Source organism: Salinirubellus salinus (assembly GCF_025231485.1).
Lineage (GTDB): Archaea > Halobacteriota > Halobacteria > Halobacteriales > Haloarculaceae > Salinirubellus > Salinirubellus salinus.
Window position 1 is genome coordinate 928,595 of the sequence record NZ_CP104003.1, and the last position, 17,632, is coordinate 946,226.

Annotated in this window: 17 protein-coding genes; 9 read left to right on the plus strand and 8 right to left on the minus strand. The window is 63.1% G+C overall.

Annotation, left to right across the window (positions count from 1 at the left end):
• Window positions 1-4 precede the first annotated feature (4 nt).
• Window positions 5-1,294: a coiled-coil domain-containing protein gene (locus tag N0B31_RS05150; RefSeq protein WP_260594776.1), complete on the plus strand. Its 1,290-nt coding sequence runs from the start codon at window positions 5-7 to the stop codon at window positions 1,292-1,294.
• A 60-nt stretch (window positions 1,295-1,354) separates the two neighbouring features.
• On the plus strand, window positions 1,355-2,245 hold the full coding sequence (locus N0B31_RS05155; RefSeq protein WP_260594777.1) for a phosphoribosyltransferase HisG-related protein: 891 nt from the start codon (window positions 1,355-1,357) through the stop codon (window positions 2,243-2,245).
• A 48-nt stretch (window positions 2,246-2,293) separates the two neighbouring features.
• Here the strand turns inward: N0B31_RS05155 and N0B31_RS05160 are convergent, their stop codons facing one another.
• The 3 genes from N0B31_RS05160 to N0B31_RS05170 form a co-directional block, all read right to left on the minus strand.
• On the minus strand, window positions 2,294-2,947 hold the full coding sequence (locus tag N0B31_RS05160; protein ID WP_260594778.1) for a helix-turn-helix domain-containing protein: 654 nt from the start codon (window positions 2,945-2,947) through the stop codon (window positions 2,294-2,296).
• Window positions 2,948-3,257: 310 nt separating this feature from the next.
• The gene (locus N0B31_RS05165; RefSeq protein WP_260594779.1) at window positions 3,258-4,295 is read right to left on the minus strand and encodes a tyrosine-type recombinase/integrase; all 1,038 of its coding nucleotides are present in this window, start codon (window positions 4,293-4,295) and stop codon (window positions 3,258-3,260) included.
• A complete protein-coding gene (locus N0B31_RS05170; RefSeq protein ID WP_260594780.1) occupies window positions 4,292-4,720 on the minus strand; it encodes a DUF5805 domain-containing protein in 429 nt (142 codons plus the stop codon). Before N0B31_RS05170 ends, N0B31_RS05165 begins: the two co-directional genes overlap by 4 nt.
• A 342-nt stretch (window positions 4,721-5,062) precedes the next feature.
• Here N0B31_RS05170 and N0B31_RS05175 point away from each other — a divergent pair, with 342 nt between their 5' ends.
• Together N0B31_RS05175 and N0B31_RS05180 are read left to right on the plus strand one after the other, a co-directional pair.
• A complete protein-coding gene (locus tag N0B31_RS05175; RefSeq protein WP_260594782.1) occupies window positions 5,063-5,275 on the plus strand; it encodes a hypothetical protein in 213 nt (70 codons plus the stop codon).
• 81 nt (window positions 5,276-5,356) lie between these two features.
• Window positions 5,357-6,007 carry a dolichyl-phosphate hexose transferase gene (locus tag N0B31_RS05180; protein ID WP_260643960.1) on the plus strand — a complete coding sequence of 217 codons (651 nt, stop codon included), beginning with the start codon at window positions 5,357-5,359 and terminating at the stop codon, window positions 6,005-6,007.
• A gap of 395 nt (window positions 6,008-6,402) precedes the next feature.
• Here the strand turns inward: N0B31_RS05180 and N0B31_RS05185 are convergent, their stop codons facing one another.
• From N0B31_RS05185 to N0B31_RS05195, 3 genes are all read right to left on the minus strand, one after another.
• Window positions 6,403-6,756: a winged helix-turn-helix transcriptional regulator gene (locus N0B31_RS05185; RefSeq protein ID WP_260594783.1), complete on the minus strand. Its 354-nt coding sequence runs from the start codon at window positions 6,754-6,756 to the stop codon at window positions 6,403-6,405.
• Window positions 6,757-6,920: 164 nt separating this feature from the next.
• Entirely contained in the window at window positions 6,921-7,685 is a 765-nt protein-coding gene (locus N0B31_RS05190; protein ID WP_260594784.1) for a hypothetical protein, read from the minus strand.
• Between the two features lie 6 nt (window positions 7,686-7,691).
• Window positions 7,692-8,540 carry a hypothetical protein gene (locus tag N0B31_RS05195; protein ID WP_260594786.1) on the minus strand — a complete coding sequence of 283 codons (849 nt, stop codon included), beginning with the start codon at window positions 8,538-8,540 and terminating at the stop codon, window positions 7,692-7,694.
• A gap of 107 nt (window positions 8,541-8,647) precedes the next feature.
• Here N0B31_RS05195 and N0B31_RS05200 point away from each other — a divergent pair, with 107 nt between their 5' ends.
• Window positions 8,648-10,102, plus strand: a complete 1,455-nt coding sequence (locus N0B31_RS05200) for a hypothetical protein (RefSeq protein WP_260594787.1) — start codon at window positions 8,648-8,650, stop codon at window positions 10,100-10,102.
• Window positions 10,102-11,529 carry an argonaute/piwi family protein gene (locus tag N0B31_RS05205; protein ID WP_260594788.1) on the plus strand — a complete coding sequence of 476 codons (1,428 nt, stop codon included), beginning with the start codon at window positions 10,102-10,104 and terminating at the stop codon, window positions 11,527-11,529. The genes N0B31_RS05200 and N0B31_RS05205 overlap by 1 nt, the downstream gene beginning before the upstream one ends.
• A gap of 15 nt (window positions 11,530-11,544) precedes the next feature.
• On the opposite strand, the gene N0B31_RS05210 is transcribed toward N0B31_RS05205, so the two are convergent.
• Window positions 11,545-12,270 (minus strand): 3'-5' exonuclease family protein, encoded by a 726-nt coding sequence (locus N0B31_RS05210; RefSeq protein ID WP_260594790.1) that lies wholly within the window; start codon window positions 12,268-12,270, stop codon window positions 11,545-11,547.
• 127 nt (window positions 12,271-12,397) lie between these two features.
• Here N0B31_RS05210 and N0B31_RS05215 point away from each other — a divergent pair, with 127 nt between their 5' ends.
• The gene (locus N0B31_RS05215; RefSeq protein WP_260594791.1) at window positions 12,398-12,754 is read left to right on the plus strand and encodes a DUF8216 family protein; all 357 of its coding nucleotides are present in this window, start codon (window positions 12,398-12,400) and stop codon (window positions 12,752-12,754) included.
• A 16-nt stretch (window positions 12,755-12,770) separates the two neighbouring features.
• On the opposite strand, the gene N0B31_RS05220 is transcribed toward N0B31_RS05215, so the two are convergent.
• Window positions 12,771-13,772, minus strand: a complete 1,002-nt coding sequence (locus N0B31_RS05220; protein WP_260594792.1) for a Cdc6/Cdc18 family protein — start codon at window positions 13,770-13,772, stop codon at window positions 12,771-12,773.
• 204 nt (window positions 13,773-13,976) lie between these two features.
• Here N0B31_RS05220 and N0B31_RS05225 point away from each other — a divergent pair, with 204 nt between their 5' ends.
• Both N0B31_RS05225 and N0B31_RS05230 read left to right on the plus strand, forming a co-directional pair.
• A complete protein-coding gene (locus N0B31_RS05225) occupies window positions 13,977-16,706 on the plus strand; it encodes a DUF6079 family protein (protein ID WP_260594793.1) in 2,730 nt (909 codons plus the stop codon).
• Window positions 16,699-17,631 (plus strand): hypothetical protein, encoded by a 933-nt coding sequence (locus tag N0B31_RS05230; protein WP_260594794.1) that lies wholly within the window; start codon window positions 16,699-16,701, stop codon window positions 17,629-17,631. Before N0B31_RS05225 ends, N0B31_RS05230 begins: the two co-directional genes overlap by 8 nt.
• Window position 17,632: the final 1 nt, after the last annotated feature.

Consider the following 17,632-nt stretch of genomic DNA (forward strand, 5'->3'; position numbering starts at 1 on the left):
ACACATGAGCAATGCCGACCCAGCGGAGGTGAACGTGGAGGTCGAACGCGACGGGGTGTCCGTCGAGAAGTCGTTCGAACCGGACGACTTCCCCGTCCCCGCCATCGCGTTCGTCGTCCGTTCGGAGCGAGACGTCGCCGTGAAGGTGCGACTGTCCGACGAGGTTCCGGACGACATCGAGGCGGAGGATATCGGGTTCCACCCAAAGTACGGCGCCGACTTCTGGGACAACGCGGACGGGAAACTGGTGTTCGAGCGCGAGTTCGAACCCGGTGAGGAGTACACCACGGTCTACGGACTGCGAGCGAAGGACACCGAGGCCGTCGAGCGGTTCCTCGGCGAGCCCGAACTCGAGGAGGTCTCGCCCGGTCTGGACGAAGAACCCGAGGACGCCGGCGAGGTGGTCAGCAACGTCATGAACGAGAGCGACAGCGAGGCCTCCGACGACGACCTGGAGGCGGCCATCGCCGCCGCGGACGCCGAGGAGGGCGGTGCCGACGACCTCGAGTCGGCCATCGCCGCGGCCGAGGCGGGCGACAGTGCCCCGGCTGTCTCGACCGACGACACGGCGACGGCCGACCCCTCGTCGGACCCCGTCTCCGTCGAGGTCGAGGACGTGACCGCGACGCTCGCCGAGGAGATGCGCGACGGGTCGGTCTCCGACGGTGACATCGAGACCCTGCGTGACGCCCTCGGCGTCGGTGAGGGGAGCGGGAGCGTGGAGGCCCGCATCAGTCACCTGCAGACGGAGATCAGCGACCTGCAGGCCTACACGGCGGCGCTCGAGGAGTTCCTCGACGAGAACGGCGAGGCACAGACGCTGCTGGCGGAACTCCAGGAGACGGTCGCCGAGTTCGACGGGCGCATCCAGAACCTCCGGGACGACGTGGAGACGGTCGCGGCGGCCACGGACTCTATCGACGAGATGGAGAGCGAGCTGTCTGACCTGGGCTCTCGCGTCCAGTCGCTCGACGACCGACTCGAGAACGTCTCGCAGAACGTGACCGAGGTGGAGTCCAGCGTCAACAGCCTCACGAGCGAGTTCGACGGCCTCCGCAACGAGGTCGACGCGGTCTCCCGGGAGGTCGACGAGGTGCGCGACGAGATGCCCGAGGAGGACATCGAGGAGATGGACCAGCACCTCGAGAGTCTGGACGAGCGCATCGACGGGCTGGAGTCCGAACTCGACCGGATGGAGGACCTGGAGGCGGAACTGGACGACCTCGCCCAGATGCGCGAGCGGATGGCCAGCGTCTTCGGCGGTGCCGCGGGGCCGGGTGACGACGAGGAGTAACGCCAGTTCGTCGCCGTCGAACCGGGCCGGTTTTGACCCAGCCGTCCGTCCGGGGAACCAATGAATCGGGTCTCGGTCGCCGTCCCCCGGAAGGGCCGACCGCTCGAGGCGGTACTCGAGCGGGTCGCGGCCCGCGGTGGGGACACCGACCTCGCCGATGAGGTCATCTCGACGCTCCAGTACGAGAAGGCACTCACCAAGGGGAACCAGTCCGACGAGCGTGGCGTCTACGACCGGCTCGCCGCCTACTCCGACACCGACGGCGGCCCCGAGTACACCTTGCTGCGCGACGACCGCGAGGGGTTCCCCCGTCGGGTCGTCTTCGACGCCTGCACGTTCGTCGTCGACGGCTACGAGGTCCAGCTCGTCGGCCGCGAGGAGCCGTTCCGCGCGCTCCGGAAACACGAGTTCGCACTCGGCTTCGACAGCGCCGACCTCGTCCTCGAGGAGGTGGTCGGCCTCGAACCAGAGCCGCTCGGGTCGCTCTCGGAGGTGAACGACCGTATCGACCCGCGGGACACGGACGTGCGTGTGGTGGGTGGGCTGGGCGACACGGTCCACCACACGCTGCTCGCGGACACGGAGGCGGTTGGTGCCTCCACCCCGCTCGACCGGGCGTTCGTCGACGACTACGAGGGGCCGTTCTGCATCTCGCCGCGGTACGAGCGACTCGTCGAGGCGGTCCTCGGCACCGACGCCGTCGAGGGGCTGGAGTTCGTCTACCCAGAGGACGGCGCCGAGGAGGAGGCCGCCATCGCGGCCGTGGGTGCTGGCGCGTACCTGACTGTCACCGGCGGCACCGCGCGAGACCACGGGCTGGTCGTGGGTGAGCGACTGTTCCCGAGCGAGACCGTGCTCCTGGAGAACGTCGGGGAGGTAGACGAGGAGGCCCGTTCGCTGGCGCGTCACCTCGTCGCCGGCGTCGAGACGGAACTGACCGTCGAGGCCTGAGCAGGGAGTCCGGACCGCCGCTCGACTCTCGGTATCGCCGTCTCGGGTCTACGGACAGATGGTGTGGAGCACCGTCCCCTCTATCTTGCGCAGGTGCTCACCGACCGTCGTGGCGGTGCAGTCGAGTTCGTTCGCGAGGTCCTCGTAGGTGGACTCGCGTGGTTCCTCGTAGTACCCCATCTCGATGGCGATCTCGAGGATCTCCTGCTGGCGTGGGGTGAGTTCGGTGAACAGCCGCTCCAGTTGTGGCTGGTACTCGCCGGTCCGCTCGACGTTCGCCCGGACGCCGCCCGGAATCTCGGGAATTGCGTCGCGGATGTCCCCCTCCTCGCCGACGATGGTCACCTCGACCGCGCCGTCGCGCCTGAACACCATCGGGTAGTCGATGACGATCCCGTACCGCTGGGGGATGTGCAGGAGCCCGGCGACGATGTCGCTCGGGTCGACGTGAGCGAACATCAGGGCGTTCTCCCCCGTCTCCGAGAGTTGCCAGGCGATGGCGTGGTCGAAGTGCGCGTCGGCCATCTCCCGGAGGCGCTCCGTGTCTCCCGCGTACTCGGAGAGGACCACCGCGCTCCCGTCGTCGAGGAGGTTCATCTGGTGGATGGCCTCCTCGCGGACGTTCGGTTCGTCGGTCAGTACCTCGTCGAAGCGGTGGAACCAGCCCCGCTCGGGCCGGATGGTGAGGTCGACGTAGCGCATATGTGAGGCTCTCCCCGCACCGCACCTATCGTTTCTCCCGTGCGACTCCGGGGGTTTAGATGCCGCACGGGGCCCGGCGTCGCGTTCGCGAGTGGCGAGACCAGCGACGGGGACGACAGGGTCGGCCTGCCGGACTCGGCCAGATGGACGCCTGCGGGCCTCTCCCGGCCACTGCCGGAGAGTCTGCGTCGCAGAGACGACATCGCCGACAATCGAGATTCTGTATAGCAAGATGCGGTTTATGCGTCGCGTGTGAGGCCACACGCTCGGCCCCCAAGTAACAACCTTTCTACAGTATTGGCCGGTCTCGCTACAACACGGCGTACACGTTCGCCTCGTACACCGACCTGACCCGGTCCCCCCAGTTGTGGGTGTAGGTGTCGATGACGTCGCTGGCGACGTCCCCACGGAGGTACTTGACGACCCCTCTGTCTCCCGTTCGGTCCCGGAGGTGCGTCGTGAAGAAGTGCCGGAAGTAGTGTGGCGTGACGTTCTCGGCGGCGTCTCCGCCCTCGCGGTGCCACCCACGGGCCTCGGCGTGCCCCCTGACCACGTTCCGGACCATCTTCGGTGTCAGTCGCTCGCCCCAGCGGTCGCGGGTGCTGAGGAACAGTGGGTCGGCTGGGGACCGCGTGTCCGGTCTGACAGCGAGCCAGCCCCTGAGCGCCGATCTGAGTTCGGCGTCGACGGGGATCACCGTGTCGCGCTTGCGCTTGTTCGAGGCCGTGCGCTCCTCCCCGTTGTAGGCGTGTCCTCGGGACGGTTCACTCGCCACGTAGAGCGTATCCGGGCGGTTCTCGACCGCTGCGCGGGGACGAGCCTCGAACGCGGCGTTCACCTCGGGGTCCTCGAGGTGCAGGTCGCGGAGGTCGAGGTTGCAGAGTTCACCGACACGCATCCCGGTCTTCAGCAGGGTAACGACGAGCGCCCGGTCCAGCGGGTGGCGGATGTCGGCCACGAACGCCCGCATCGTCGGGACGTCGACCTCCCGGCGAGCGGGGTCCGTGTCGATGGATTCGTCCATCTCCTCCATCACGAGCGCCATGGGGTTACCGTCGAACGCCTCCACCTGCGTCATGTAGGCGTAGAACCGGTGGAGGTAGGAGGCGTACGTCGCGACGGTGGAGGGCGCGTGGTCGCCACGCAGGGAGTGTACCCAGGCCATGCAGTCGCGTTGCCCGGCCGTCCGGAAGTCCACGCCACGGGTCCCGAGGAACCGCTCACAGCGGCGGAGCACCCGCTCGTAGGCGTCGCGGGTCCGCTGGGTCTTCCCGTGGTAGGTGATGTCCTGGAGGAAGTACGCCACTGGGTCCTCGGCCGAGTCCGGGGTGCCCCCCTCGACGCTCATTCGTCCACCACGTAGCCACCCGCCCGGCCGCTGTACTTCACGCGGTTGGCCGACTGGAGGGAGTCCAGTGCGTCCTCGAGTCGCTCCTCGAAGTCACCGGCGAGTCCCTCGACGAGCTGGTCCCAGTCGAGTGGTCCCTCCGACTGGAGCAGTTCGACGACCCCCGTCTCGAGGCCGTCACCCCCTGGGGTCGCGTCCGGAGAACCGCCTTCGACGGGCTTACTGGGGGTGGCCTGCCCCGATTCGACGCGTTCGAAGCCGCTCCGGCCCGATTGGACCATCGTGCGCACGAACTCGCTCAGGCTCATCCCGAGCTCGTCGGCCTGGTCGCGCCACAGGTCTCGCTGGTATGCCGGGACGTAGGTGCGTACCCCGACTCGCTCGTTCGGGTCGTCGGTACCGCCCGACCCACTCGACTCGCTCATGATTCCAGGGTCGGACCCGTGTCACTTCAATCTGTGTCAGACGCGACGATAAGTGAGTTTATCTTCCCAGGCGGCGCTGGAGTTTGATGTGTTATCTCGTTTTGTGGAGCCAAGATTCTTCTAAGTAGTGTCATACGAGACGATATACTCTGGTTGCAGGGTGGCAGTGATTGACACGCCAGGACCCTCGAACGCGCCCCGGCAACTCTTGTTATAGCATGAACGTTTATGATAGTAGCGCACGTCGGTGGGAGTAAGAGATGCTCGCTGTAGGCGTACACCACTGATTCTCCCCCTGCCCACAGCAACGTATCCGAGCACCCTGCGACCCACCAGACACAGATGACACGCACCACCGACACAGAGACCCGTACCCGACCGACCGACGACATCGACCCGATGGTCCCCATCATGCCCGGGCGCGACATCCGCACGGACGGCGGTCGAATCACGCGCCCCGAACGCGTCCCCAGGCGCCCGCCGGAGACGGAGTACACGACCGAGTACGGCCGCGGGGCCGAGGAGATCGCCCCGATGGTCGAGGACCTGCGCTGACTTTTCGGCAGACCTAAACCCTCGTACGACCCCGCTCTACTCGTGAGCGAAGCGTACACGTTCGACGACGTGAGCGTCGTCATGGGGACGTACAACGAGGAAGCCGCCATCGCCACCGTACTCTCGGACATCGACCAGGTCACCGACGGGCGTGCGGAGGTGGTGTGCGTCGACGGCAGCGACGACAGGACGCCCGACATCGCGCGTGAGCACGGCGCCATCGTCGTCGAGCAGGAGCCGCAGGGCTACGGTGTCGCGGTCCGTGAGGCACTCCTCACGGCCTCTCGGCCCGTCATCGTCACCACGGACTGCGACGACACCTACCCGATGGAGGCACTGCCGCGGTTCCTCGAGCTGATCAACGAGGGCTACGACGTCGTCAGCGGGGACCGGCTCTATCACGGTGCCGAGGCGATGCCTCTGTTCAACCGGCTCGGGAATCAGGGGTTCGCCCTCCTCGCCTCTCTGCTGATGGGCGAACGCGTCCACGACACCACCACGGGGATGCGGGCCTACCGGCGCGAGGTGATCCGCGAGAACCGTTTCACCCAGAACACCGGGCTCTCCGCGGAACTGCTGATTCGCCCGCTGATGCGGGGCTACAGGGTCCGTGAGGAGCCCATCGAGTACGCCGAACGACTCGGCGAGACCAAACTCGACCCCATCCAGGGCGGGTGGGAGATCGGCGCCAGCATCGTGAAGGTCTGTCTCGAAGAGCAGTTCCGTCGCTGAAGTATCACATTTGTTTTTACTATCGTCCGGCACGCCCGTCTCGCGTCGGACTCGTAAACTGCATGTTGATATATCGAATCCGGGCGCCTCTCGATGTCACAGTTTCGGAAAGTAGTGGCCTACCAATCGCTTGTTTTCGGCTCTCACCGCCTCGAACTCTCTTTCTCATCCCGATTCACCGCAATCTATACAGAATATGATACTTGTGGAATGGATGCGGGATCGACTTCCAAAAGTCTAAACATAGTGGTAGGTACGGCGAAATAATCATGTCACTCTTGATTGGTCGGTTCGTGCGGAGACGCGGCCGCGGACTACTTCAGATGCGAACCACAGTTAACTTTGATTGAAAGTCAGGTCTACTCTTTGGTTGGTTTCCTGTGTATGGCCACCGGTCAGTCGTCGTATCGCTCTACGAGGAGTTCCTGAATGTCGTCCACGTGGCTTAGGAGTCGCCGTGCCTCTTGGGATGCCTCCACGGCACCGTAACGCTCCATCGCATCGAAGACCTGCTGCCCATCCTTATCGAGTCGGTAGAGTTTGCGGTCTCCTTCCTCGTCGATGACCCGGTCAAGTTCCCACGCCTCGAGTCGGATTCCCTCCTCCAGTCGCTTGGAGAGCGTGCTGGTGCTGATTCGGAGGCTCTCCTCAAGATCGGTGAACCGCCGTGGCTTCGTACCGAGGTCAGCGACGATGTGTAGCGTTCCCTCTGCCCGAAGGAACTCCCGCCACGCCTCGCGCTCGTCCATCTCTGCGAGTCTGATGGTGCGGCCCCCAGAAGTCGGTTGCGTAGCTCAATCGAGTGGGGATACTACCGATTCATCACGGGTAACAGCACAGTCTTCTCGGCGATTTTCGGCGGTTCAGCCTCTTTCCCTAATCTGAACAGTACTATCTGATCGACTCCTTAGATTCAATCTCCACTCGGCAAGTCCGGTTCGGCGAACTCGTCCTTGATGTACACCACCGGTAGCCCCAATACGGTATCTATCCGACCGCGATTCTCATACATATGCGACTTGTCCGCGGTGACCAGCTTCTCGATGAGATTCCGATTACGCTGGTGCGCCGCATCGCAGAGAATCATCTTGTCCCGGTACCCGTTGACGAACCCGAGTCGCCTGTTGCGTTCTCCTTCACTCCACGAGTTAGACGGGCCCCAAGTGACCCGATTCTGAAGCCGGTCTCGGGTCTCCAAGGCGTCGTGCATAATGGTGTCGCACAGCACATCTATCGCCCTGCGCGCTACCTTCTGAGTTACCGTTTGGCCACCAATCTCGCGTTGAAGGAACTCCCTGATGTTGGGTCTGATGATGTCCCGAATCAGTCGTTGGGGGTACACCTCCTCCTCAATACCGGTCACTGACACGAACTCGTCCACGAGTGTCTCTATATCCAACTCCTCGTCGCCGTAGCTCCGGAGCTTGATGTCCAAATTGGTTTGCGTGACTCGAATGTTGGAGAACTTCTCACCGAACAATCCCTCGCAACTTCCCCAGCTCACCTCCGTCGATTCAAGCGAGTTATTCGAGGTTCTATTGCAGTACTCGTAGATTACTGCCCGACTCGTGTAGAGCGAGTTGTCTGTCTCAAAGAGTCGTTCGGCCTCATCGCGCCAGAGATCGTGAAGGAATGTAACCCCAACGAGCGGCGCGGTGTCGAGAAAGTACCGTGTCATAGAGATCTACCCGAGCACCTCAAAGTCGACATGAGGGAGAACGAGCGCATCGGCAGCTCTCCGCGTGGTCTGGTCGTCCCGGGCGTTCGCCTTCGCCTTCTCACGTTCCCAGTCCCTCAGCTGGCTCCGGAGCTGTTCCTTTGCGTCCTCTATGCTGGTGAGGTTAAGCTCCTGTTCGATGCGCTCTCGCGTCAGTCCGTCGTTCTCTCGCACCGCCAGTTCCAGGCAGAAAAGCCGCCAGAACACCTTGGAGTACTTTTTGGCTTGCGCCGGTTCGTACCTACTGGAGTCCAGCTCGGTGCTCATCAGCCGGTACCAGATGTGAAGGTCATCCTCATACGTCGGGAACGATTCGGTCGGGAAGCTCTCGACGATTTCGAAGACCGTCTCACGCGTCGCCCCGACGTTCCTGTCAAACGAGAGTGTCATCTGTTCCGAGTCCGCCGTCTCTAACTGCTTGTCTATACTTCGGTAGTGTCGCTGAACCGCGTAAGGCGCATCGTCGTACATCCGGTCAGTCAGGCCCTCCAAACCAAGGTCGTAATAGCGTTCGAGCGTGCGACGAACCGCCCGTCGTGCCCGCCGAACAGTCCCATCTGGCCGGTCAATATCATCCACCGTGATGTCGCAATGTACCTCGGCGTCGTCCAGTTCTCCCCCGGTGTGGAGATCAGTGCCGGTCGTCGCGGCCATCGTCCCATACATATACCAGAACGTCGGGATGTCAACCGTGATTCGCTCACTTTCAAGCTCGTCCTTTGCGAAGTAGAGCAGCTTGTGGAGGGCCTTTTTCGGGAGAGAGACTTCGGAGTCGTACTCGTCGAGCAGTAGGGCGGCCACCTCGTCCGTACTCATTTCACCGTACATCAACTGGTCAACCAGTCGTACGATTCGAGGGTATATTTGTGTAGGGGCCGGGGGGAAACATTCTCCACGATGTGGCACGCATTGCCGGCGAGCGGATGCCGATCTACAACCACGAGGGCGGGAGCGAGGCAAGCGGGGACAAAGGCGAGAAGTATAAACAGGCGATTGAGGAGTATCTTCGCGCTCGTGGGTTCAGCATCGAGCGTCGTTCGAACCACCACAGCACCACCGAAGACTTGGCCGCTGTCGGTGTGGGTGACGATTTCCTCTACTTTGGTGGTGAGAAGGTTGGGGACGCGGTGAAAGAGTTCTGGCGGGTAGAGGCCAAGGCGACCAAGCTGTCGCGGCTGGACGATGACTTCCTAACCGAGCTGGCGCGCGTCTTCATCGACTACTGTGAGGAAGACGGTCAGTTCGCGTACCACATCTTCGCCTCTTATCTCCAGGCCTTCGAAAAGTGGGAACGAATTTTCGACCCTCGAAAGAACACGCCGGAACACATCGAGGACTACTTCGAGACGATGGGGGAGAATCAGAAGCTGAACGAGGCCGAGCTAACCGCCTTCAACCAGCTCGATCTTGAGGACTTCGAACGATTCCTAGGCGACGTGTTCGTCCATCGAGCGACGTGGAATCGGCTCGGACAGATGGCCGAAGACGAGCGGGGCGTCGATCGAGAAAAGTGGGACTTTTACACCCGCGAGAACGCGCCGGTTCATGAGAGGGAGACACTCGTCGCCAACTTCCTCCGAATTAGTGGGTTTCCAGAGTCAATCTACATCGGTCGGAACCTAGCCGACCATCCTGAGGACATCTTCGTTGACAACCCTCGTCATCTCCCAATTTGGGTTGAGGAAGGGTCGTTCTACAGTCTGCTTCCGCCCTCCGAGATGTCGCAATCACTCATTCAGTTCGTAGAAGAGGACTCAGTCCGGAGCCGACCTTTCCTTGAGTGGCTAAACGTCGAAGAGGAGGCGCCTCGTCTCGCGAAGCGGCTGTTCAACCGTGCGGTTCGAGAACGAGCGGTTACGCGGTACGAGGGTTGTAAGCTGGTGCGTCACCGGTACGAGAACCGCCTACTTTTCGAACACGAGACGGAGGGCTCCGATGCCGGGGATGGCGATATGAACAAGACGAAAATTGAGGGATGGGACGTGGCAATGGACTGGAGCGGCTACGCCGCCCACCGCTATGCTAATCCAGTTGTCAAGCGATACGATGACCAGTTCTACGTGTTCATCGACACTGGGTGGATGTTTTCCCGCTCCGGAAGAGGTGCCAGTATCATCGACGGAGACCTGGCGAGCGAACTCCACAACGACCTCCAGAGTGCCGGGCACGGAAATCCCAACAACCTGAAGGCCCAGTTCCGCCAGTGGCGGGCCTACCTATGGATGGACGGCTCCGATCGAGAAGGACTATCGCCACCCGGAGACGACCCACAAGAGCTGGAGTTCGACGCGGTGGAAAGCCTACGAATCGGGAAGCGTCCCCCGAAGAACACCGAAGAGCGGGAACATCTGATGCAACGAGGTGTTGATGATTACTGATGCCCGAATTTGATGTGGACTTCCTCACCGAGCCCGACCTCGTGTTCGACGGCGGTCAGAGTGCGAAGGATCCGCGCGCCGGACTCCTGAAGTACGGCCCCTGTCCGCCGCGCGACGGTTCGGAACACGAAATCGTCCGGATCGGTTTAATCGGTGATAGCTGGTCGATTTCAGCGATGCGCGGCCTTTTGGAGGATATGCGCTATGGGATACTCCCGAACGGGAGCGACCGCGAGCGGTGGAACCAACCGTTCCCCGGCCTCGGCCCGAACTCCGAACTCCGGATGTCGTTCGACCAGCGGCAGATGTGGCGGGGGAGAATCGAGGAAGACGACCTTGACGCGCTGACCGGCGTCAGAGGCGAGTCTAAGCGTGTTGAGCAGGCAATCAACTACGTCAAGTTCCAGATGGAAAACATCTGTTCCCAGACGCCGAACCCAGACGTGGTCATTGTCAGCATCCCCGAAACCCTCGCAGAGTTGCTGACTGAGGGTAAGAAAGCGGATACTATTCGGACGACGGACACCGATTTCAGAAGCCGAATCAAGCTACTTGGGATGCTCAACGACACCCCAACGCAGTTGATCGGCCCCAAGACCCTCCGCGGTGAGGACGTCCAACCAAAGCGCGAGGTGGCATGGAACCTCGCGGTCGGGCTCCTCTACAAGGCACGTCGAGGGCGGCCGTGGAAGCTCACGGAGCTAAAGTCGAACACCTGCTACGCCGGCATCTCGTTTTATGACGAGCGTGGGACAGACCCCGACACAAGGGCCTCAATCGCGCAGGTGTTCATGGAAACCGGGGAGAACTTCGTCATTCGGGGCGACCCGGTCGCCGACATAGCCAGCGATAAGAACACCGGTCGCACCCACCTTTCGACCGAGGATGCGGAGAGACTGATTGAGACTATCTTGGAGCGGTACGGCGAGCGACGTGAGGAGCGCCCCGACCGATTGGTGATCCACAAATCCTCCAACTTCTGGGAAGAGGAGACTGCTGGTTTCATCTCCGGTTCAGAAGGGGTGAGGCGTCGTGACTTTATCACAATCCGCGAGCACCATCCGATTCGGCTGTTCAGCAATACACAGTACCCACCCCTTCGCGGAACGGTCGCTCTCCCGCCGGGACGGGAGGAGTACTACCTCTACACGAAGGGGTTTGTGCCGGAAATCTCGGCGTACAACGATTCCGGTACTCCCAACCCCATTGTCGTCCGACCCCACGGAGAGGTGAACGACACCTCGTACCGAGAGATATGCGAGGAGATACTTGCTTTCTCAAAGCTTGACTGGAACAGTTCAGATTTCTGTAAGAAGCTCCCCGTCACCGTTGGCATCGCGGACGCAGTGAGCGACATTCTCGCGGAGCCTATGGCGCAGGAGCTACCGGACGGCGCGTTCCCGTACCACTATTACTACTATATGTGAGAGTCTCAGGCGGAGTTAGAGCCGTTTCTCGGTGATGTCCTTAGCAGGGACAAAGACGCGGACGAGTTCGCCCAGCTCCCACGTCCGGTGGACGTCGGCGAGGTTGTGGAGGCACACCTGGAGCAGGTCGCCCGTGCGGTAGTGATGGGCGGCGCTACCGGAACTCTCGAACGGGTCGTACGCCCGCGACGCGTACCATGGATGGCCCTCCACATCCAACAGCCCCGCCGGGTCGGGCGCGTCCTCGAACAGCAGCTCGTGGGCGCCGGTGAGCGTGTTCGCGTCCGCACTCGCGCCGTACGCCGTGTGGGTGGTGTTCAGGCGCTTCTTCACCGGGTCGTACAGATCCGAGGACATCACGCCGTCGAGCACCCAGTCCACGCCCCGTCTGAAGCAGCGGGTACGAACGAACGGGAGGTCGAAGCCACCCTTCCATGAGTCTGCGTTGTAGGCGACGAGTCGGTCGTAGTCGCGTTCGAACCGCTCGAACAGCTCCTCGCCCATCGCCCGCAACAACTCCGTCTCGTCGTCGCACACTCGGACGCGCACGTCCGCCCCGCTCGCGTCATCGAGGCCGTCCGTGAGCAACCGCTCGTCCACGGAGTGTGGGCCGGCGTTTACGAGTAGGGTGGCGTGTCCGCCGCGATACCAGAACCCGCAGACGGTGATCTCACCCCGCCAGCCGAAGCCGGTCGTCTCGATGTCCCACGCCACGTGGCCGCGGTCTGTCCAGTCTCGCATCTCCTCGGACGAGACGAACGCTGACGGGATAGGCGAAACCGGGTCGTTGCCGGGACTGCCGGGTTCAGCGCCTTCCTCCCGGGCGGAGAAAGATTTACTCAGTCACGACAACGTACCAACAGACGACATGGCCGCCCCGACGCTGATAGATGGCATCAAGCGAGCCCTCGTGCTCCTCGCACTCCCGTCAGCGGGGGTTCTCGCACTCGTTGGCGGCGTTGACGTCATCTACGGGGGTGAGGTCGCCGGGCAAGCCTACCTCGGGGCAATTGCGGTGATTCTCGGGGGAGTCTACCTGGCGGCGAAGTACTGGAACATCCGCTACACCGTGGGCTTCGTCGGTGCTGGCGTCGTGGCCGTGGTGGGTGCTCCGAGCTTCGTCTCCAACTTGATTCCCGAGACGTACGCCAACGCGGGGACGCTTCTCGTACTGTTGTTCGTCGTGTTGGTGGGGATGCGCCTCCTCGACAAGATGGAGGGCTGACCCGGCTCTCGGCGTACTACTCAACCGTGGAGTAACGTCGCGCCTTCCCCTCGCCCTCTGCGGTGACGAGGTTGTACCGACGCATCTTCCGGAGGTAGTTGCGGAGCGTGCGCTCTGCCCGCGGCTCGTCCACCGCCTCGCGGTACGCCTCGTAGAGCGCGTCCGGGCGGACGCCGTCCCGCTCGGTGATGAGGTCGTACACCACGCGCTGGTGCGGGGTGAGCTTCTCGAGGCTCTGCTGGCGGATCTTGGACTTCGCTTCCGGGGCGGCCTCGCGGAGCATCGCGTCGGTGATGCGGGCCGCTCCCTCCCGGTCGGCGGCCTCGGCGGCCGCACGGAGCGTACCGATGGCCACGCGTGCGTCGCCGGCGGCCGCGTCCGCGACCCACCTGAGCTGTTCGTTCGTGATGGCATCCTCTCGGAGACCCCACCGCACGCGGTCTTCGAGGATGGCAACCAGCTCGTCCACGCCGTAGCGATCGAACCGGATGTGGTGGGCGGTCTTGAGGCGGCTGGCAACGCGCTCCTCGAGCGGCGCGTACAGTGCCTCCTCGGCGTTGGCGATCAGGACGACGGAGAGCCCGCGCGTGCGGTGGAGGTCGTACAGGACGCCCTTCTCCTCCAGTTGGTCGACCTCGTCGAGGATGGCAACGTACGGCGTGTCTAGGTTCTCCCGCAGGCGGTCAAGCAGGGAGTCGCGGGGCGTGGACTGGCGGTGGACGTCGTACGCCTCGCCGATGCCCTCTAGGAGGCGGTAGAGCGTCTTGTACCGGGTGTAGGCGTCCCAGCAGTTGACGTACTGGACGGTGGCGTCGGTCTCCCGCTGGAGGCGGTCGCCGACGTGCCGCGCGATACAGGTCTTCCCGGTGCCGGACGGGCCGGTGAGCAGGGCGGGATCGGCGTGGCGACCGTCGAGGAGCGGGTCAAGCGAGCTGGTGAGCGCGTCCACCTCACCCTCTCGGTGCCGCACGTCTCCGGGCACGAACGCGGGCTCCAACGGCCGGGGGTCGACAATCATACGCGTCGGGCCCGGCAGCGACCGTATTAGTTGTGAGGGGGTGACATCCGGGTTTCCGATACGATTCGCGACGCTCCAAATCGGTTCTCCGGCAGAGGACAATTCGTTGCGTGGTTATATTATCTCCCCAGCAATTAATCCGCCAACGCCATTGGGTTCAGCCAACCGGCCCTCGGAGGCGAATCTCCGTAGAATGCCACAACCATGACAAGCAGGGTAATCAGCGATTACGTCACGCCAAGCGACGAGATCCTCGTCGACGGAGAGATCACCACGCGCGATCTCCTCGACGAGGTCGACCTCTACAACCTCTATGACGACGGCGACGTCCCCGAGAAGGATGCCGACCGCATCCTCGGTATCACCTACCCGACGCGGACGCTCCGCACGGTCATCGAGCGCACCACCGAGAAGCTCGCGCCCGCCGACCCACTCGACGACGGAGCGCACGTCATCGCCGGCGGGTACGGCACCGGGAAGAGCCACGTCGGCCTCGTTCTCTACCATCTCCTGAACGATCCGGAGCGGGGCCGCGAGTGGCTTGCCGCGAACGACATCGACGCTCCGCTCCCGGACGAGAGCCGCGTGGCCGCCCTCCAGATGCTCAACCTCGACCGCCCAACAGGCGAGACCTACGAGCAGCTATGGCGACCCATCTACCGTGAACTCGGCATCGAGGATGAGCTCGACGGCACGGGCGAGGTGCCCTCTGCGTCCGACATCCGCGACGCTCTCGATGACACCCCGACGCTCCTGTTCATCGACGAGATCGAGCGATGGCTCAACGCCAGTGTCCGCCGGGAGTTCTGGGACGACAACCTCGCGTTCCTCCAGAACCTGATGGAGGCGGCGGGGCGGAAGGATACGCCACTCGTCACGTTCGTCTCCCTGCTGTATGACGATGCTGAGGTACAGGAGGTCGCCGAGCGGACGAACCCGTTCATCCACAACCTGACCGCCAGGCGCGAGGAGAAGATCCAGTTCATCACGCACCGACTCGTCGGGTCTAGAGACGACCCGAAGGGAATTGAGAGGGTCGTCAGCGACTACGTTGAGGCCTACCGGGGAAGCGAACTCGTGGACATCGACGACTATCAGGGGCTCTCCGACCGCATCGATCGCTACTATCCGTTCCACCCTGACACGCTCGACCTGTTGATGCGGAAGTTCACCAACGCACGGTCGAGTGACGCCCGGAGCCTGCTGGACTTCCTCACCCGCGTGTTTGCCGACAACTACGATGCGGTCGACCTGATCCTGACCGGTGACGTCGATGTCAACCGACACATCGACCGACTCTCCGCTCTCGATGGTGAGCTGCTCCCGTCGAAGTACGGCGACGATCGGGAACGCCTCCAGAACGATGACGGCTCCTTCGATCCGCACGTCGAGGGGCTGCTGAACACCGTGCTGCTCCACAGCCTCACCGCCGCCGGTGAGGAGGGGGCCAACCGGCACCAGATGATCATGGGTGGCCTCCGTCCGGGCATCAACAGCCACGAGATCATCCAGACGTTCACCAACGAGGTGGCAGGTTACGCGTGGCACATCCACCGCCTCAACGGCGAGTTCTCCTTCGACGTGGACGAGAACCCGGCCGCTCGCATCGAGAAGAAAGCCGAGGACGTCCACCGGAAGGAGGCCGTCCACCGTATCGAGAACCTCGTACTGGAGGAGCTGTTCGGCGGCCGTGAGAACGTCCACGTCTGGGGGCCGATCAACACCGAGCAGCAGATCGACGACAACAGGTCGTTCAAGATTCTGGTGCGGCTCGACTACCAGCGTACCTACGGGAAGGACTTCGCCGAGTTCGTCGATGGTCGTGAGTTCCCGAACACGATGGTCGTGGTCGCGCCGGACGCGGACGTCCAGTCCAACACGGGCATCATCAAGATGGCCAAGAACGTCGTGGCCGGCGAACAGCTCCGCGACGACGGTGGCGACGTTCCTGACGGGTTCGACGACATCCACCAGCAGAACCACGACAACCTCAGGGAGCGCGTGCGCGACAAGTTCGGCAACGTCCACATCAGCACCGAGCGTAAGGGGGAGGTGCGACTCGTACCCTCCACGCTCTCGGCACGCGACGGAGAGGACTTCTACGAGGCGACCGTCCGCACCGTCACGCCCGACGAGAGCGACATCAGCAAGGCGGTCAGGGAGATTCTCGCCGACCGGGCAGAGAGCGGACTCGAGTACCGGTACCTCCTGAACGACTTCTACCGCGATGTGGGCACACCCACGCTGGTGGACAAGGAGACCTTCGAGACGACGATCAAGGATCTCTGTGCCGACGGCGTCATCAGCGTCGGCGGCACCATCGACTCGCGGCCATCCAGCATCGGCAGCAACTCGACGGTCATCCACGGTGACTTCGTCGCCGCGACTCCGACCGACACCGACGATACGGACGAGTTCGGCGGAGCCGACACGCGGGACGCGCCCGAAACCCCGACTGGGGGCAAGGTAGAGGATGAGGGCATGGCAGAGTCCGACGGTGGTTCGACCACCACGCTCGGTGGTACGGAGGTCACCGACGGGCCGGCCGACTCGACTGATGGCCCCGAGGTCAAGACGGGTGACGGGTCGGCTACGGAGGAGCCATCAACGGTGACGTTCCCCGCGATGCCCCCGCTGAAAGCGGACAACAAATTCTCCCTCGTCGACAAGCTGGAGCGAAGGATGGGAGCCGACTGGGAGGTACACCATCTGACGCTCAAAATCGAAGCGTCGCTTTCGGACGATGACCTGGGGGAAATCGGTCTCGCGGGCTACTCGGAGCTGGCCGACCGAACAGAGGTGGACGAGGAGCTAACGATGGACGCCAGCGACGCCCCGCTCTCGAAGCGACGCGTTTTGGACATCGTAGAGGACGTCAGCGTCCCACGGGTCGCCACCCTCTCTATCCGCCTAGAGGTGATGAAACATGAGTAGGGGCCTCTACGGTATCGACGAGGTGCGTCACCTCGTCAACGACGACCCGTTCGACGCCCTGTTCGAGTGCCTGCGTCGCATCTGGGACGCGGATGATGCCTTCGAGGCCAAGCAGGTCGCTGACCGGGAGTACCGGACGCGGCTCCTCGAACGAGAGATTTCACGGCAGTACCCCGATCTGTACGACGACTTGGTCGATCGAGTGGGCGACCATCCGCTGATGGAGCTGACCGACGGCTGCGGCATCATCATGGACGGCATGAGCCTCCGCGAGGGGTTCCGCTTGGCCGCCGACCTCGCCGAGGAACGGGACTGGACGGTGGAGTACGACTGGGCGGCCTGTGAGGGCCTGCCCACGGAGACGAAGTTCATCGCCCAGCCGTGGTTCAACGCGAACGGCGGCAAGCAGGCCAGCATGAAACACGACCATGTGGCCTACATCGGTGAACCGGAGGTGCCGCCGCTTCCGGGCACCTCGCCGGAGTACGTCTGGTCGCGCTTCCCCGACAAGCGACTCCACAACTCGCAGGAGGGCCAGTACACCCTGACGGAGCTCGTCGAGGTGTACGACGAGGCAAAGGAGTTGGTGATCGACATCATCGAGGAGAGCGTCCACGACCGGTTCTTGGTGTCGAGCGACCACGGCTACGTGAATTTCAGCGGCAACAACCCCTACCGTCTCGCCGAGGAAGACGAAGCGATTCTGAAGGAGAAGTTCAGTGGCCGTTACCGAGAGGTGGAACACAGCGGTCTGCTGCGGAAGCTGGAGCGAGATGGCATCATCCACCGCGCCGGCGGCCACTACCTGATTCGAGGCCACCACAGCTGGACGAAGCGTGGTGCGACCTCGCGCATTGATCACGGGGGACTGACCCTCGTAGAGACGATGACTCCCCTACTGACGGTCGATACGACCGGTGACTGAT